At 60.1% G+C, this 15,864-nt stretch carries 9 protein-coding genes and 3 pseudogenes; 7 read left to right on the top strand and 5 right to left on the bottom strand.

The genetic code is table 11. From position 1 onward, the window contains the following. Positions 1 to 189: 189 nt before the first annotated feature. The 7 genes and pseudogenes from JFT80_RS06590 (at position 190) to JFT80_RS06620 (ending at position 11,983) form a co-directional block, all read left to right on the top strand. On the top strand, positions 190 to 2,241 hold the full coding sequence (locus JFT80_RS06590) for a bifunctional diguanylate cyclase/phosphodiesterase (protein WP_201147322.1): 2,052 nt from the start codon (positions 190 to 192) through the stop codon (positions 2,239 to 2,241). A 123-nt stretch (positions 2,242 to 2,364) separates the two neighbouring features. Next, positions 2,365 to 3,711 (top strand): imelysin family protein, encoded by a 1,347-nt coding sequence (locus JFT80_RS06595; protein ID WP_201147323.1) that lies wholly within the window; start codon positions 2,365 to 2,367, stop codon positions 3,709 to 3,711. Positions 3,712 to 3,959: 248 nt separating this feature from the next. Beyond that, the gene (locus JFT80_RS06600) at positions 3,960 to 5,387 is read left to right on the top strand and encodes a di-heme oxidoredictase family protein (protein WP_201147324.1); all 1,428 of its coding nucleotides are present in this window, start codon (positions 3,960 to 3,962) and stop codon (positions 5,385 to 5,387) included. A gap of 27 nt (positions 5,388 to 5,414) precedes the next feature. Further along, positions 5,415 to 6,478, top strand: a pseudogene (locus JFT80_RS06605) (imelysin family protein). Between the two features lie 14 nt (positions 6,479 to 6,492). Further along, positions 6,493 to 7,593: a DUF1513 domain-containing protein gene (locus JFT80_RS06610; protein WP_201147325.1), complete on the top strand. Its 1,101-nt coding sequence runs from the start codon at positions 6,493 to 6,495 to the stop codon at positions 7,591 to 7,593. Positions 7,594 to 7,789: 196 nt separating this feature from the next. Continuing rightward, complete coding sequence (locus tag JFT80_RS06615; protein WP_201147326.1) at positions 7,790 to 8,938, top strand: efflux RND transporter periplasmic adaptor subunit; 1,149 nt, start codon at positions 7,790 to 7,792, stop codon at positions 8,936 to 8,938. 13 nt (positions 8,939 to 8,951) lie between these two features. Further along, a pseudogene (locus JFT80_RS06620) lies at positions 8,952 to 11,983 on the top strand (multidrug efflux RND transporter permease subunit). A gap of 164 nt (positions 11,984 to 12,147) precedes the next feature. Here the strand turns inward: JFT80_RS06620 and JFT80_RS06625 are convergent. From JFT80_RS06625 to JFT80_RS06645, 5 genes and pseudogenes are all read right to left on the bottom strand, one after another. After that, complete coding sequence (locus JFT80_RS06625; RefSeq protein WP_201147327.1) at positions 12,148 to 12,375, bottom strand: hypothetical protein; 228 nt, start codon at positions 12,373 to 12,375, stop codon at positions 12,148 to 12,150. A 2-nt stretch (positions 12,376 to 12,377) separates the two neighbouring features. Next, positions 12,378 to 13,091, bottom strand: a complete 714-nt coding sequence (locus JFT80_RS06630; RefSeq protein ID WP_201147328.1) for a lipopolysaccharide kinase InaA family protein — start codon at positions 13,089 to 13,091, stop codon at positions 12,378 to 12,380. Between the two features lie 4 nt (positions 13,092 to 13,095). Continuing rightward, entirely contained in the window at positions 13,096 to 13,764 is a 669-nt protein-coding gene (locus JFT80_RS06635; protein WP_201147329.1) for a class I SAM-dependent methyltransferase, read from the bottom strand. A gap of 160 nt (positions 13,765 to 13,924) precedes the next feature. Then, positions 13,925 to 15,208, bottom strand: a complete 1,284-nt coding sequence (locus JFT80_RS06640; protein ID WP_201147330.1) for a HAMP domain-containing sensor histidine kinase — start codon at positions 15,206 to 15,208, stop codon at positions 13,925 to 13,927. After that, a pseudogene (locus JFT80_RS06645) lies at positions 15,198 to 15,864 on the bottom strand (response regulator transcription factor); the annotation flags it as partial. The gene JFT80_RS06640 and the pseudogene JFT80_RS06645, both read right to left, overlap by 11 nt.

Genomic DNA, 15,864 nt, shown 5'->3' on the forward strand with positions numbered 1-15,864 from the left:
CCAGCCGCCCTCAAGTTCCAGGGCCCGCCTGACGACACAGTGCTGATCAGCAGAAAACCTCAGGCGACTGTATTTTCGCCAGGCAGCAGGCAAAATCTCCCGCGGATGATTGTCCCTTTGACTGCCAACTCGGGATTGCCAATACTCATGGCAACTTGATGCTACCCGCACGGAACAAGGAATAACCCTTTGAAGCTGGAACTCAAGAACAGCTTGTCGGTGAAGTTGCTCCGGGTCGTGCTCCTGTCGGCATTGATCGTCGGCGTGGTCTTGAGCTGCGCGCAGATTGTTTTCGATGCCTACAAAACCCGTCAGGCCGTTGCCAACGACGCCGAACGGATCCTCGACATGTTCCGCGACCCCTCCACCCAGGCGGTCTACAGCCTGGATCGCGAGATGGGCATGCAGGTGATCGAAGGCCTGTTCCAGGACGACGCCGTGCGCCAGGCCTCCATTGGCCACCCCAACGAAGCGATGCTCGCGCAAAAATCCCGCGACTTGCAGCATTCCAACAGCCGCTGGCTGACCGACCTGATCCTCGGCCAGGAGCGCACGTTCACCACGCAACTGGTGGGCCGTGGCCCGTACAGCGAGTATTACGGCGACCTGAGCATCACCCTCGACACCGCGACTTATGGCGAAGGTTTTATCGTCAGTTCGGTAATCATCTTCATTTCCGGTGTTCTGCGGGCCTTGGCCATGGGTCTGGTGTTGTACCTGGTTTATCACTGGCTGCTGACCAAACCGCTGTCGCGGATCATCGAGCACCTGACCGAAATCAACCCGGACCGCCCCAGCGAACACAAAATCCCCCAGCTCAAGGGCCACGAAAAGAACGAGCTCGGTCTTTGGATCAACACGGCCAACCAGTTGCTCGAATCAATCGAGCGCAATACCCATCTGCGCCACGAAGCGGAAAACAGCCTGCTGCGCATGGCCCAGTACGATTTCCTCACCGGCCTGCCGAACCGCCAGCAATTGCAGCAGCAACTGGACAAGATTCTGGTCGATGCCGGCAAGTTACAGCGCCGGGTCGCGGTCTTGTGCGTCGGGCTGGACGATTTCAAAGGCATCAACGAGCAGTTCAGTTATCAGACCGGCGACCAGTTATTGCTGGCCTTGGCCGATCGCCTGCGTGCCCACAGCGGCCGCCTCGGCGCCCTCGCCCGTCTCGGCGGCGACCAGTTCGCCCTGGTCCAGGCCGACATCGAACAGCCCTATGAAGCCGCCGAACTGGCACAAAGCATTCTCGATGACCTGGAAGCGGCGTTTGCCCTCGATCATCAGGAAATCCGCCTGCGCGCGACCATCGGCATCACCCTGTTTCCCGAGGACGGCGACAGCACTGAAAAGCTGCTGCAGAAAGCCGAGCAGACCATGACGCTGGCCAAGACCCGCTCGCGCAACCGCTATCAGTTCTATATCGCCAGCGTCGACAGCGAGATGCGCCGCCGTCGCGAACTGGAAAAAGACCTGCGCGATGCCTTGCTGCGCGATCAGTTCTATCTGGTTTACCAACCCCAGATCAGCTACCGGGAAAACCGCGTGGTGGGTGTCGAGGCGTTGATTCGCTGGCAGCATCCCGAGCACGGGCTGGTCCCGCCAGACCTGTTCATCCCGCTGGCAGAGCAGAACGGCACCATTATCGCCATCGGCGAGTGGGTACTGGATCAAGCCTGCAAGCAACTACGCGACTGGCATGACCAAGGCTTCATCGACCTGCGCATGGCGGTCAACCTGTCCACCGTGCAACTGCACCACGCCGAACTGCCAAGGGTGGTCAACAACCTGCTGCAGATGTATCGCCTGCCACCGCGCAGCCTGGAGCTGGAAGTCACCGAAACCGGCCTGATGGAAGACATCAGCACTGCCGCCCAGCACCTGCTGAGCCTGCGTCGCTCCGGCGCGCTGATTGCCATCGACGACTTCGGCACCGGCTATTCATCGCTGAGTTACCTCAAGAGCCTGCCGCTGGACAAGATCAAGATCGACAAGAGCTTCGTCCAGGACCTGCTCGATGATGACGACGATGCCACGATCGTCCGGGCGATCATCCAGCTGGGCAAAAGCCTGGGCATGCAGGTGATTGCCGAGGGCGTGGAAACGGCAGAGCAGGAGGCCTACATCATCTCCGAGGGTTGCCACGAGGGGCAGGGCTATTTCTACAGCAAGCCATTGCCGGCGCGAGAGTTGAGCGCCTACCTCAAGCAGGCGCAGCGCAGCAATGCTGTGATCCTGTAGGTGGGTGAACAAGAAATATTTCCAGCCACAACCCTTTACACATAATGCGAAAGATTTGCATTATGTCGCAGCTTTGCGCACCCCCGCGCCTGTCCATTCATCTACCGAAGCAGGATGTTCGCCATGATTCGTATGCCTCTGGCTACCGCCAGTCTGCTGGCCATCGCTATTTCCCTCGCCGGTTGCGGCGAAGGCAAAGACAAGGCCGCCGCTCCGGCCACGCCGACTCCAGCCGCCAGCACCACCGCACCTGCGGCTGCTCCTGCCGCTGCCGGTAAAGTCGACGAAGCCGCCGCCAAGGCTGTGGTCGCGCATTACGCCGACATGGTCTTCGCCGTTTACAGCGATGCCGAATCCACCGCGAAAACCCTGCAAACTGCCGTTGACGCCTTCCTCGCCAAGCCGAACGCCGACACCCTGAAAGCCGCCAAGGCTGCCTGGGTTGCTGCTCGCGTACCTTACCTGCAGAGTGAAGTGTTCCGCTTCGGCAACACCATCATCGATGACTGGGAAGGTCAGGTGAACGCCTGGCCACTGGACGAGGGTCTGATCGACTACGTCGACAAATCCTACGAGCACGCACTGGGTAACCCGGGCGCCACTGCCAACATCATCGCCAACACCGAAGTTCAGGTCGGCGAAGACAAGGTCGACGTCAAAGACATCACCCCGGAAAAACTCGCCAGCCTGAATGAGCTGGGCGGTTCCGAGGCCAACGTCGCCACTGGCTACCACGCCATCGAATTCCTGTTGTGGGGCCAGGACCTGAACGGCACCGGCCCTGGCGCTGGCAACCGTCCGGCTTCCGACTACCTCGAAGGCACTGGCGCCACCGGTGGTCACAACGATCGTCGTCGCGCCTACCTCAAGTCCGTGACCCAACTGCTGGTCAGCGACCTGGAAGAAATGGTCGGCAACTGGAAGCCGAACGTGGCCGACAACTACCGCGCCACACTGGAAGCCGAGCCAGGCGAAACCGGCCTGCGCAAAATGCTCTTCGGCATGGGCAGCCTGTCCCTGGGCGAACTGGCGGGCGAGCGCATGAAGGTGTCTCTGGAGGCGAACTCGCCTGAAGACGAGCAGGACTGCTTCAGCGACAACACCCACAACTCGCACTTCTACGATGCCAAAGGCATTCGTAACGTCTACCTGGGCGAGTACACCCGTACCGATGGCACCAAAATGACCGGCGCCAGCCTGTCGTCGCTGGTGGCCAAGGCTGACCCGGCTGCCGACACCGCGCTGAAAGCCGATCTGGCTGCCACTGAAGCGAAGATCCAGGTCATGGTTGATCACGCCAACAAGGGTGAGCACTACGACCAACTGATCGCTGCCGGCAACACCGCCGGCAACCAGATCGTTCGCGACGCCATTGCTTCGCTGGTCAAGCAGACCGGTTCGATCGAAGCCGCTGCTGGCAAGCTGGGCATCAGCGACCTGAACCCGGACAACGCTGATCACGAGTTCTGATCAACGCTGGCTGGATCAAAAGGCGACCTTTAGGGTCGCCTTTTTTGTTTTCGCTTCATGTTGTGCGCCAGTCCATAAAGATCGCAGCCTTCGGCAGCTCCTGCATGGATCGGCGTACACCCGCAGGAGCTGCCGAAGGCTGCGATCTTTTCCTGCGTCACATCAAGCAAACGATAATTCCTCTTATTCAAACCCCCTCGCCCTGTTAGACTTTGCGCCTTTATTTTTGCCCGTCCGCAGGATGTCTGATGCCCTCGCTGCCTCTTCGCTTGTCCGCACTGTGTCTGGCCCTGGGCCTGAGTGCCTGCGATGACGCCCCGCGTTTCACCAAGGCCGAGCCTGGTGAAGCCCGTTCCGGTGGCAGCGCGACTGTGCGCAAGACAGATCAGAATGCCTTTTCCCTGCCCTCCGCCAACCTTGCGCCCTCACGTCGAGTGGACTTCAGCGTCGGCAACAGCTTCTTCCGCAACCCCTGGGTGATCGCCCCTTCGACCACCACCGCACGCGACGGCTTGGGGCCTCTGTTCAACACTAACGCCTGCCAGAACTGCCACATCAAGGACGGTCGCGGCCACCCGCCCACGCCGGGTGCGGCCAACGCCGTGTCAATGTTGGTGCGCCTGTCGATCCCGGATGCGCCGGCTTATGCCAAGGTCATTGAGCAGCTCGGCGTGGTCCCGGAGCCCGTCTACGGCGGTCAATTGCAGGACATGTCAGTACCGGGCGTGGTTCCTGAAGGCAAGGTGCGAGTCGATTACACCCCAGTGCCTGTGCGTTTCAAGGACGGCACTGAAATCGAGCTGCGCAAACCCAGCTTGCAGATCAGCCAGCTCGGCTACGGCCCGATGCACCCCGACACGCGTTTCTCGGCACGGGTCGCTCCGCCGATGATCGGCTTGGGTCTGCTCGAAGCCATCCCTGAAGCCGCCATCCTGGCCAACGCCCAAGCGCAGGCCAAGGAGAACCGGGGCATCAGCGGACAGCCCAATTGGGTCTGGGACGACGTGCAGCAAAAAGCCGTTCTGGGTCGATTTGGCTGGAAAGCCGGGCAACCGAATCTGAATCAGCAGAACGTCCACGCGTTTTCCGGTGACATGGGCCTCACAACCAGCCTAAGGCCCATCGATGACTGCACCGACGCGCAAACCGCGTGCAGGCAGGCGCCCAACGGTAATGGCCCCGATGGCGAGCCGGAAGTCAGCGACAACATCCTGCGCCTGGTGCTGTTCTACAGCCGCAACCTGGCTGTCCCAGCCCGTCGCGATGTCAGCGCGCCCGAGGTGCTGGCGGGCAAGAGCCTGTTTTTCCAGGCCGGGTGCCAGTCCTGCCACACCCCCAAATACACCACCGCAGCGACGGCCGCAGAACCTGAACTGGCCAATCAGGTGATCCGTCCCTACAGCGACCTGCTGCTACATGACATGGGCGAAGGCCTTGCCGACAACCGTACCGAATTCCAGGCCAGTGGCCGCCAATGGCGCACCCCGCCGTTGTGGGGCATCGGCCTCACGCAGGCGGTCAGTGGCCATACCCAGTTTTTGCATGACGGCCGCGCCCGCAGTCTGCTCGAAGCCGTGCTCTGGCATGGCGGCGAAGCCAAGGCGGCGCAGCAACAGGTGTTGTCTTTCAACGCCGAGCAGCGCGCTGCGTTGCTGGCGTTCCTGAATTCCCTTTAATAAGCGTTCACTCAGCGGGAGCCTTACATGTTCCGTCCCAAATTATTGTTCACCAGCCTTGCCGCCCTCGCCCTCGGCGCCTGCTCCCCGCAGGACCCACAGGCCGTCACGTCGGCGGCAATCGCCAAATCGGTGATCCTGCCTACGTATACCCGCTGGGTGGAAGCCGATCGCCAATTGGCTGTCAGTGCCCTCGCCTACTGCGAAGGCAAGGAAAATCTCGACACGGCACGCAAGGACTTCCTGCATGCGCAAAAGGCCTGGGCCGAGTTGCAACCGCTGCTGATCGGCCCGCTGGCCGAGGGCAACCGTTCGTGGCAGGTGCAGTTCTGGCCGGACAAGAAAAACCTTGTCGGCCGTCAGGTCGAGCAACTGGTCGTCGCGCAGCCGCAGATCGACGCTGCTACCCTCGCCAAGTCGAGTGTTGTGGTCCAAGGACTGTCGGCCTACGAATACATCCTGTTCGACAGCAAGCCTGACGTTGCCAACGATTCGCAGAAAGCCAAATACTGCCCATTGCTCAAGGCGATCGGCGAACATCAGAAACTGCTGGCCGAAGACATTCTCAAAAGCTGGAACAACACCGACGGCATGCTCGCGCAGATGAGCAAGTTCCCCAACCAGCGCTACGCCGACTCCCATGAGGCCATCGCCGATCTGCTGCGAGTACAGGTGACCGCCCTCGACAGTCTGAAGAAAAACTCGGCACGCCGATGGGCCGCCAGAGCAAGGGCGTGCCACAACCGTTCCAGGCCGATGCATGGCGCAGCCATTCCTCCCTGAGCGGCCTGGAAGCCAGCCTTGCCGCCGCCAAGACCGTTTGGGAAGGTGTCGACAACAAAGGCCTGCGCGGCCTGTTGCCGAGCGAACAGAAACCCCTGGCCGACAAGATCGACGCCGCTTACGCTGCATCCCTGAAACTGTTCGCCAGCAATCAGCGCACGTTGGCCGAAATGCTCGGTGACGACGCCGGTCGCCAGCAACTCAACGATATCTATGACAGCCTCAACGTTGTCCATCGCCTGCACGAAGGCGAACTGGCCAAGGCGCTGGGCATCCAACTGGGCTTCAACGCCAACGACGGTGACTGATGAGGGCGACTGCGATGCTGCGACGTCAGGCTCTGACTTTAGGTAGCTTGCTGCTGGGAGCAGTGACACTGGGCGGCTGGACGCTGTTCAAGCAAAAGGACAAGAGCCCTCTGCTGCTCTCGGCGCGGGACGACACCGATGGCAAGCACTATGCGGTCGGGTATCGTCTGGACGGCACTCAGGTGTTCGCCACGCAGGTTGGCCAGCGTTGCCATGACATCATCAATCATCCAACAGAGCCGATGGCCTTGTTCGTGGCCCGTCGCCCAGGTATCGAGAGTTACCTGATCGACCTGCGCGACGGCACTGTGCTGCAAACCGTGACCTCGCAACCGAACCGGCACTTCTACGGTCACGCGGTGATTCACAAGGACGGCGAATACCTGTACGCCACCGAGAATGACACCAGCGATGCCGGTCGTGGTTTGCTCGGGGTGTACAAGTTCGAAGGCGAACGGCTGGTGCACAGCGGTGAGATTTCCACTTATGGCCTCGGCCCGCATCAGGTGTCATGGATGCCCGATGGCGAGACGCTGGTGGTGGCCAACGGCGGGATTCGTACTGAAGCGGAAAGCCGCGTCGACATGAACCTCAACGCCATGGAGCCAAGCCTGGTGCTGATGCAGCGCGACGGCACCCTGCTAAGCAAGGAAACCCTCGCCCAGCAGATGAACAGCGTGCGCCACCTGGGCATTGCCAGCGACGGCACCATCGTCGCCGGCCAGCAATTCATGGGCGCCTCGCATGAGCGTTCGGAGCTGTTGGCGATCAAGCGTCCGGGGCAGCCATTCGTGGCGTTCCCGGTGCCGGAGCATCAGTTGCAGTCGATGGGGCATTACACAGCGAGTGTGGCGGTGCACAGCGAGTTGCGTCTGGTCGCATTGACGGCGCCCCGTGGCAATCGCTTCTTTATCTGGGATCTGGACAGCGGCGAAGTGCGCCTCGACGCGCCGTTGCCTGATTGCGCGGGCGTGGGTGCGGTGAAGGACGGTTTTGTCGTGACCTCGGGTCAGGGCCGTTGCCGTTACTACGATTGCCGCCAGGATGAACTGCTGGCCAAGCCGCTGGAACTGCCGGCGGGGCTCTGGGACAACCATTTGCACTTGATGACGTAATAGCGCCAAAGATCGCAGCCTGCGGCACCCCTGCACTGGAATGCGCTCAACCTGCAGGGGCTGCCGAAGGCTGCGATCTTTTCAGGCCAACGCCCGTCGAAAGCCGTACCCCTGTAAGTTCTATCAGTTGGAATCCCCCGCCACTCGGAGTAATGTGCCGGTCTGTATGCCCTGATTTATCCAAGGAACTGGAAATATGCTGCGTCGCCGCATGCTGATCATGTTGGGTGTTGTTTTGCTGATCGTGTTGGTCCTGGCCGCCTACAAGGCCTTCTCCATCTACACGATGATCCAAGGCTTCTCTGCGCCAAAACCGCCGATCAGCGTCGCCGTGGCCACCGCGTCCGAACGGCCGTGGCAGATGCGCTTGCCCACCGTCGGCACGCTCAAGGCGCTGCAAGGCGTCGACTTGAGTCTGGAAGTGGCCGGCACCGTCACCGAGCTCAAGTTCGAGTCAGGACAGAAGGTCAAAGCCGGACAACCGTTGCTGCAACTCGACAGCGCCGTCGAAACCGCCCTGCTGGAAACCGCCAAGGCTGATCTGGGCCTCGCGCAACTGGACTTCGGCCGTGGCAGCCAACTGGTCGACAGCCGCGCCATCTCCAAAGGCGAATACGACCGCCTCTCCGCCGTACTGCAAAAGAACAAGGCCACGGTCAATCAGCTCAACGCCTCGCTGGCGAAAAAACGCATCCTCGCGCCGTTCAGCGGCACCATCGGCATCCGTCAGGTCGACGTCGGCGACTACCTCGCCAGCGGTACCAAAATTGCCACACTGCAAGACCTGAGCAGCCTCTACGCTGACTTCTACCTGCCCGAGCAATCGGTGCCGAAACTGGCCATCGGCCAACCGGTGCAGATTTCAGTCGCCGCCTATCCAGGGCAAAACTTCGCCGGCAAGATCAGCGCGATCAACCCGATTGTCGAAAGCACCACGCGCAACGTGCAAGTGCGCGCCACCCTGGCCAACCCCGAGGGCAAGCTGCTGCCGGGCATGTTCACCAGCCTCGAAGTGCTGCTGCCGGATCCGCAGAAACATGTCGTCGTGCCGGAGAGTGCTATCACCTATACCCTCTACGGCAACTCGCTGTACGTGGTGGCGCAGAAAAAAGCCGAAGACGGCACAGTCGAGAAAGACGACAAGGATCAGCCGATCCTCATCGCCGAACGGCGTTTCATCGAAACCGGCGAGCGCCGCGACGGGCTGGTGATGATTAACAAAGGTGTGCAAAAGGGTGAAAAAGTGGTCACCGCCGGCCAGATCAAACTGGACAACGGCGCACCCATCGCAATCAGCGACGACAAGACCCTCGGCGAGCAGAACAGTCCGCCCCGCGCCGACTGATCAAGGAAACCCCATGGCTTTTACCGATCCGTTCATCCGCCGCCCGGTGCTCGCCACCGTGGTCAGCCTGTTGATTGTGCTGCTCGGCTTCCAGGCCTGGAGCAAGCTGCCGCTGCGCCAATACCCGCAAATGGAAAACGCCCTGATCACCGTGACCACGGCGTACCCCGGGGCCAACGCCGAGACCATTCAGGGCTACATCACCCAGCCGATGCAACAGAGCCTGGCCAGCGCCGAGGGTATCGACTACATGACCTCGGTCAGTCGGCAGAACTTCTCGACGATTTCGATCTACGCACGCATCGGCTCCAACACTGATCGCTTGTTCACCGAACTGCTGGCCAAAGCCAACGAGGTGAAGAACAAACTTCCGCAGGACGCCGAAGACCCGGTGCTGAGCAAGGAGTCCGCCGACGCTTCGGCGCTGATGTACATCAGCTTCTTCAGCAAGGACTTGAGCAACCCGCAGATCACCGACTACCTGTCCAGGGTGATCCAGCCAAAACTGGCGACCCTGCCGGGCATGGCCGAAGCGGAGATTCTCGGCAATCAGGTATTCGCCATGCGCCTGTGGCTCGACCCGGTGAAACTCGCCGGTTTCGGCCTCAGCGCCAGCGACGTGACCAACGCCGTGCGCCAGTACAACTTCCTCTCCGCCGCCGGCGAAGTGAAAGGCGAGTATGTAGTCACCAGCATCAACGCCAACACCGAGCTCAAGTCTGCTGAAGCCTTCGCCGCGATTCCGTTGAAGATCGACGGCGACAGCCGCGTGCTGCTCAGCGATGTCGCCCGGGTGGAGATGGGCGCGGAGAACTACGACTCGATCAGCTCGTTCGGCGGCACACCGTCGGTGTACATCGGCATCAAATCCTCGCCGGGCGCCAACCCGCTGGACGTGATCAGGGAAGTGCGCAAGATCATGCCGGAGCTGGAGGCGCAGTTGCCGCCCAACCTCAAGAGCGAGATCGCCTACGATGCGACCTTGTTCATCCAGGCCTCGATTGATGAGGTGGTCAAGACCCTGTTCGAAGCCGTACTCATCGTCATCGTCGTCGTATTCCTGTTCCTGGGTGCGCTGCGCTCGGTGGTGATCCCGGTGGTGACCATTCCCCTGTCGATGATCGGCGTGATGTTCTTCATGCAGATGATGGGTTACTCGATCAACCTGCTGACCTTGCTGGCGATGGTGCTGGCCATCGGGCTGGTGGTCGACGATGCGATTGTCGTGGTGGAAAACATCCACCGGCACATCGAGGAAGGCAAGACGCCTTTTGATGCCGCCCTTGAGGGTGCGCGGGAAATTGCCATGCCGGTGGTATCGATGACCATCACCCTGGCGGCGGTGTACGCGCCAATCGGTTTCCTCACCGGGCTGACCGGGGCGCTGTTCAAGGAGTTCGCCCTGACTTTGGCCGGTGCAGTGGTGATTTCCGGGGTCGTCGCGCTGACCCTATCGCCGATGATGTGCGCTTTTTTGCTGCGTCACGATGAAAATCCCAGTGGATTTGCCCGTCGCCTGGACCGGGCTTTCGAAACCATCAAGCGCCGTTATCAGAAAATGTTGCACGGCACCCTGAACACCCGGCCTGTGGTGCTGGTGTTCGCGGTCATCGTGTTGTGCCTGATTCCGGTATTGCTCAAGTTCACCAAGTCCGAGCTGGCGCCCGACGAAGACCAGGGCATTATCTTCATGCTGGCCAACGCGCCGCAGCCGACCAACCTCAATTACCTCAACGCCTACACCGACGAGTTCATCCAGATCTTCAAGGAGTTCCCGGAATACTACTCCTCGTTCCAGATCAATGGTTTCAGCGGCGTACAATCGGGGATTGGCGGTTTCCTGCTAAAGCCATGGAATGAGCGCAGCCGCACACAGATGGAAATCCTGCCGGAGGTCCAGGCCGAAGCTGGGGAATATTTCCGGCTTGCAGGTGTTCGGCTTCAACCTGCCCTCCCTGCCGGGTACGGGCGAGGGCCTGCCCTTCCAGTTCGTGATCAACTCTGCCAACGACTATGAGTCACTGCTGCAAGTGCATGGACAGGGTGAAGAAGCGAGCCATGGAGTCAGGCAAGTTTGCTTTCGTCGACGTCGACCTGGCGTTCGACAAACCTGAAGTGGTGGTGGACATCGACCGCGCCAAAGCCGCGCAGATGGGCGTGTCGATGCAGGATCTCGGAGGCACCCTGGCGACGCTGCTCGGTGAGGCGGAAATCAACCGTTTCACCATCGAAGGGCGCAGCTACAAGGTCATCGCTCAGGTCGAACGAGCGTACCGAGATAACCCGGACTGGCTGAACAATTACTACGTCAAAAACACCCAGGGTGAGCTGCTGCCGCTGTCGACACTGATCAAGATCACTGACCGCGCGCGTCCGCGGCAACTCAACCAGTTCCAGCAACTCAACTCGGCGATCCTGTCCGGGGTGCCATTGGTGAGCATGGGCGAAGCGATCGACACCGTGTTGCAGATTGCCCGCGAGGAAGCACCGGCCGGTTTTGCTTTCGACTATGGCGGCGCGTCACGCCAGTTCGTCCAGGAAGGCAGTGCCTTGTGGGTAACCTTCGCGTTGGCGCTGGCGATCATTTTCCTCGTGCTGGCGGCGCAGTTCGAGAGCTTCCGCGATCCACTGGTGATTCTGGTGACAGTGCCGCTGTCGATTTGCGGCGCGCTGATTCCGCTGTTCCTCGGTTGGTCGAGCATGAACATCTACACCCAGGTCGGACTGGTAACGCTGATCGGGCTGATCAGCAAACACGGGATCCTGATCGTCGAATTCGCCAACCAGTTGCGCAAGGACAAAGGCCTCACGGCGCGCGAAGCGGTGGAGGAAGCGGCGGCGATTCGCTTGCGACCGGTGCTGATGACCACCGCGGCGATGGTGTTTGGCATGGTGCCGTTGATTCTGGCGACCGGTGCAGGCGCTGTGAGCCGGTTTGATATCGGCATGGTGATTGCGACGGGGATGTCGATCGGCACGTTGTTTACGCTGTTTGTGTTGCCGTGCATCTACACCCTGCTGGCGAAACCTGACCTAAAACCATGACCCTGCAGGAGCTGCGGCAGGCTGCGATCTTTTGACCTTGACCATGCGTTTTAAAAACCAAATCAAAAGATCGCAGCCTGCGGCAGCTCCTACACAGGGGGTTTGTATTCATCCATAAAAAAGACCTCGCACTTGCGAGGCCTTTTATGTGGGCTTCAACCGGGTCAACTCTGTGGCTTCATCCCTTGGGAAAGCCCGAACATGAACAGCAACAAATCATGGTCGGGTTTACTCGCCGCAGAGACTTTTGCCACGCGGGGTATAGCGCAGTGAGCATCCGTTGCGGATGCACCTATTACCTGCATGCGAGGCTGCTCCCAGGCAGCCACCGCCAGTGAAGCAACTGCCAAGGCCCCTACCAGGAACAAACCTCGTGCAATTTCGAGTTTCATCGCTATAAACCTTTGATAGCGCTGCCAAACGCCGTCTCATAAAAGTAGACGAGTTTTTTCCAGTCCGTATCGCTGAACGACGAGTGGCGACGCATTTGCTTCATGTCATGGGAGGCGGCGCGATAGGCGGTCAAACGTTGCCGGCACTTCTCGAAGTCGATCAAAGCGACTTCGACCTTGGCCGACTCAGGCTCACCGGTTACCCGCACAAATACGTGTTTGATGTAGATGCAACTGTGCTGCCAACGGCCCTTGTGCATACGCGCAAGATTCTCGGCCAGCTCTTTGAGGACACGCTCATAAACCGCTTCGCCGAATTGCGCGCGACCGCCGCCGGCTTCCCACTTTTCCAGTTCGTCGAAACCGTCCAGCGACTTCGTCACCAGCAAGGCCCGCCACTTGTATTGCGGGTCAGGTTGCGCGCCGCAGAAAACGATTTCCGGCACCCGCACTCCGAGCTTGCTCACACCGGTCAGGGCATCGAGCTCACGCAATACCGTCGGGCGACCGAACGGGTGCAACCAACTGCGATAGATGTGTCCGGTCTGGCGCTTTGCATACAGCAGTTGCCCGTCACGTCCGATGACTCGTTGCACACCACTTTCGCCACCACGACGCACGTTGGGTTCTTCTACCCACTCACCGCGCTGGTTCCAGTAATAGTCAAAACGATCCTGCGGAGCAATGTCCGATTCTGCTGCAAATTGCACTGCCATTCCGTTACCTCTTGCGTAATACGTAAACCCGCCACATGGCATAGAGCGGAATAAAATCCAGTTGTTCTTGAATGCGGAACCCAGCGTCTTCAAATTCCTTTTCGACCGTAACAGCCGGTAACACAAAGCGATTCTGGTAACCTTCCTGTCCACGCTCGGCCTCGGCCTTCTTGCGTTTCCAGGCCTTGAAGTTGCCATCCACCCACAGCGAAATAATCACGCTGTCACGGGTGACGCGTTCAAATTCACGCAGAATGGCCCGTCGATGCTCGGCTTCACCGATGTGATGGAGCAAACGCATGCAGAAAATGCTGTCGACGGCGTTATCAGGCAAGGCAATGTCGAACGCAGATGTGTGCAAGGGTTGTACCCGTTTCACCACCTCCGCCGGTTGTGCCTGCATGGCCGTCCGGATCATCGACTCGGAATTGTCCGCGCCAATGATCACCCGGTTGGGTTTTTCCGCCAGCAATGGCCAGAAACGCCCCGCCCCGCACGGTAAATCAAGGACCAGTCCGGGCTCGCCCGCCAGCGTCAGCGCTTTACGGGCCAGCTGAATATCCCGCCAATGAGACAGGCGGCGGCCCAAACCGTTCTTATGTTTCTGAAGGTATCTTAAAGCATGTTGATCGTCATACTTTTTGGAAAAATCGAGTTTGATCGGATTGTCCATAGCCAAGTTTCCTAATTGCTGATGAAGACCACCATAGGTAGGGCCGTGTCAGCGTCAGGTCATGACTTTGTGAAAGATTTGTTATGTAAAACCCTGAAGTATTTCAGGGTTTTACATGGCCGCATAATCTCTATGGGCCAGTGTTGCAGGAAGGGATCAGTCAGCTCACATCCACTGGATGCAGCTCTACCTTAAATCGGCAGCCGTTGGGCTCCATCGTGGTCAGGCTGACGCTCCAGCCCTGGTTCTCGCAGATCCTTTGCACCAGCGAAAGCCCCAGGCCCAGGCCTTCGCCGCGTTTCTCTGCACCCCGCACGAACGGCTCGAACATCGCCTCGCGTTTTTCTTCGGGAATACCGACCCCACTGTCTTCTACGAGGAACCCCGTCGGCGTCAGGGTCAGGCGAATGAACCCCTGTTCGGTGTAATGCAGTGCATTGCGCAACAGGTTGCCCATCACCGCATGCAGGAGGGTGGCGTTGTAGCGGGTGCCGGCCGGATCGCCCGGCACAAACTGCAACTCCAGCCCTTTGTTCTCGATCGGCTCGCGCCAGAGGTTGAGCAAACCGTCGGCCACTTCGCTGAGATTTTGTTGAGGTGCCATGCTGACATCCTCGCGTTGCGCGCGGGCCAATACGAGGAAAGTTTGCACCAGCTCGCGCATTTCTGCGCAGGCGCGGGCGATGCGCTCGACCTGCGCGCGCCCACGCTGGTCGATAGCAGGATTCTCCAGCAACAGTTCGCAGGAACTGGCCAGCACCATCAATGGCGTGCGCAGCTCGTGGCTGACGTCACTGGTGAACAACCGCTCCCGAGTCAACGCCTGGCGCAGGCGCCCGAGCGTGGCGTCGAAGGCCACGGCCAGTTCGCCCACTTCATCAGCGGCGTAGTCCGGTGCAAGCGGTGGCGCCATACCCAGCAGCTGGTCGCGATGACGCACTTGCCGGGCCAGGCGCACTACCGGCGCCATGACCTTGCGCGCCAGCACCCAGCCGAGAAATACCGCCAGCGCCAGGCTCAGGACAAAGCCCACCAGCACCACGGCAAACAGCACCCGCTCGCGTTCTTCGAAATCGCTCTGGTCCTGCAGCAACACGTAGCGCCGGCCGTCGACGACCTCGACCATCGCGTGATACGACAGCTGCTCACGAAACACTTCGTGGAATCCCGGGTCCAGGTGGCGCAGGTCCTTGGGTACATCGAAATCACCCGGGCCGCCGCTGAAATAGAACAGCTGGTCCGGCTCCGGTCGATGGCTCCAGTCCGCCACACTGTCCATCAACAGCAGACGCTGCAGGTCACCACCCAGTCCCGCGGAAATCAGTTTTTCCTCGACCAGGTGCACAGTCGCGACGATGCCCATGGCAAAGGCGCCCGCCACCAGCGCGCTCATCAACGCAAAGGCGATGATGATCCGTTGAGCGAGGCTCTGTCTAAACTCCATCTCGACCCTCGGCCAGGCGATAACCGACACCGTGCACTGTTTGCAACAAGGGTTTGGCGAACGGTTTGTCGATCACCTGGCGCAACTGGTGGACATGACTGCGCAGGCTGTCGCTGTCCGGGCAATCATCACCCCACAGCGCTTCTTCGAGAATTTCGCGGCGCAGCACGTGCGGACTTTTTGCATCAGCACCGCGAGCAATTTCAGGCCCACCGGGTTGAGTTTGAGCAGGCGTCCTTCGCGAGTAACCTCCAGGGTATCGAGGTCATACTGCAAGTCACCGACCTGCAGGGTTCGGCGGCCGCCACCCTGGGCACGGCGCATGACGGCTTCGATGCGTGCTGCCAGCTCGGACAGCGCAAAGGGTTTGACCAGGTAGTCATCAGCGCCGGACTTGAACCCCTGCAGTCGGTCGTCCAGCTGATCGCGCGCGGTCAGCATGATCACCGGGGTGTCGCGGCGCGCGTCTTCGCGTAGCCGTTTGCACAACGTGTAGCCATCGATGCCGGGCAGCATGATGTCGAGCACGATCAAGTCGTAATGCTCGGTGGCGGCCAGGTGCAGACCCGACAAGCCGTCCTGCGCGCAATCCACGGTGTAACCCTTGAGCCCCAGGTAATCGGCCAGATTGGCGAGGATATCGCGGTTGTCTTCAA

The sequence above is a fragment of the Pseudomonas sp. TH10 genome (assembly GCF_016651255.1).
Taxonomy (GTDB): domain Bacteria; phylum Pseudomonadota; class Gammaproteobacteria; order Pseudomonadales; family Pseudomonadaceae; genus Aquipseudomonas.

Excerpts from the sequence above, each read along its gene's own strand:
- JFT80_RS06595 (WP_201147323.1), top strand. The coding sequence starts at position 2,365 with ATGATTCGTATGCCTCTGGCTACCGCCAGTCTGCTGGCCATCGCTATT.
- JFT80_RS06600 (WP_201147324.1), top strand. The coding sequence starts at position 3,960 with ATGCCCTCGCTGCCTCTTCGCTTGTCCGCACTGTGTCTGGCCCTGGGC.
- JFT80_RS06610 (WP_201147325.1), top strand. The coding sequence starts at position 6,493 with ATGCTGCGACGTCAGGCTCTGACTTTAGGTAGCTTGCTGCTGGGAGCA.
- JFT80_RS06615 (WP_201147326.1), top strand. The coding sequence starts at position 7,790 with ATGCTGCGTCGCCGCATGCTGATCATGTTGGGTGTTGTTTTGCTGATC.
- JFT80_RS06625 (WP_201147327.1), bottom strand. The coding sequence starts at position 12,375 with ATGAAACTCGAAATTGCACGAGGTTTGTTCCTGGTAGGGGCCTTGGCA.
- JFT80_RS06630 (WP_201147328.1), bottom strand. The coding sequence starts at position 13,091 with ATGGCAGTGCAATTTGCAGCAGAATCGGACATTGCTCCGCAGGATCGT.
- JFT80_RS06635 (WP_201147329.1), bottom strand. The coding sequence starts at position 13,764 with ATGGACAATCCGATCAAACTCGATTTTTCCAAAAAGTATGACGATCAA.
- JFT80_RS06640 (WP_201147330.1), bottom strand. The coding sequence starts at position 15,208 with ATGGAGTTTAGACAGAGCCTCGCTCAACGGATCATCATCGCCTTTGCG.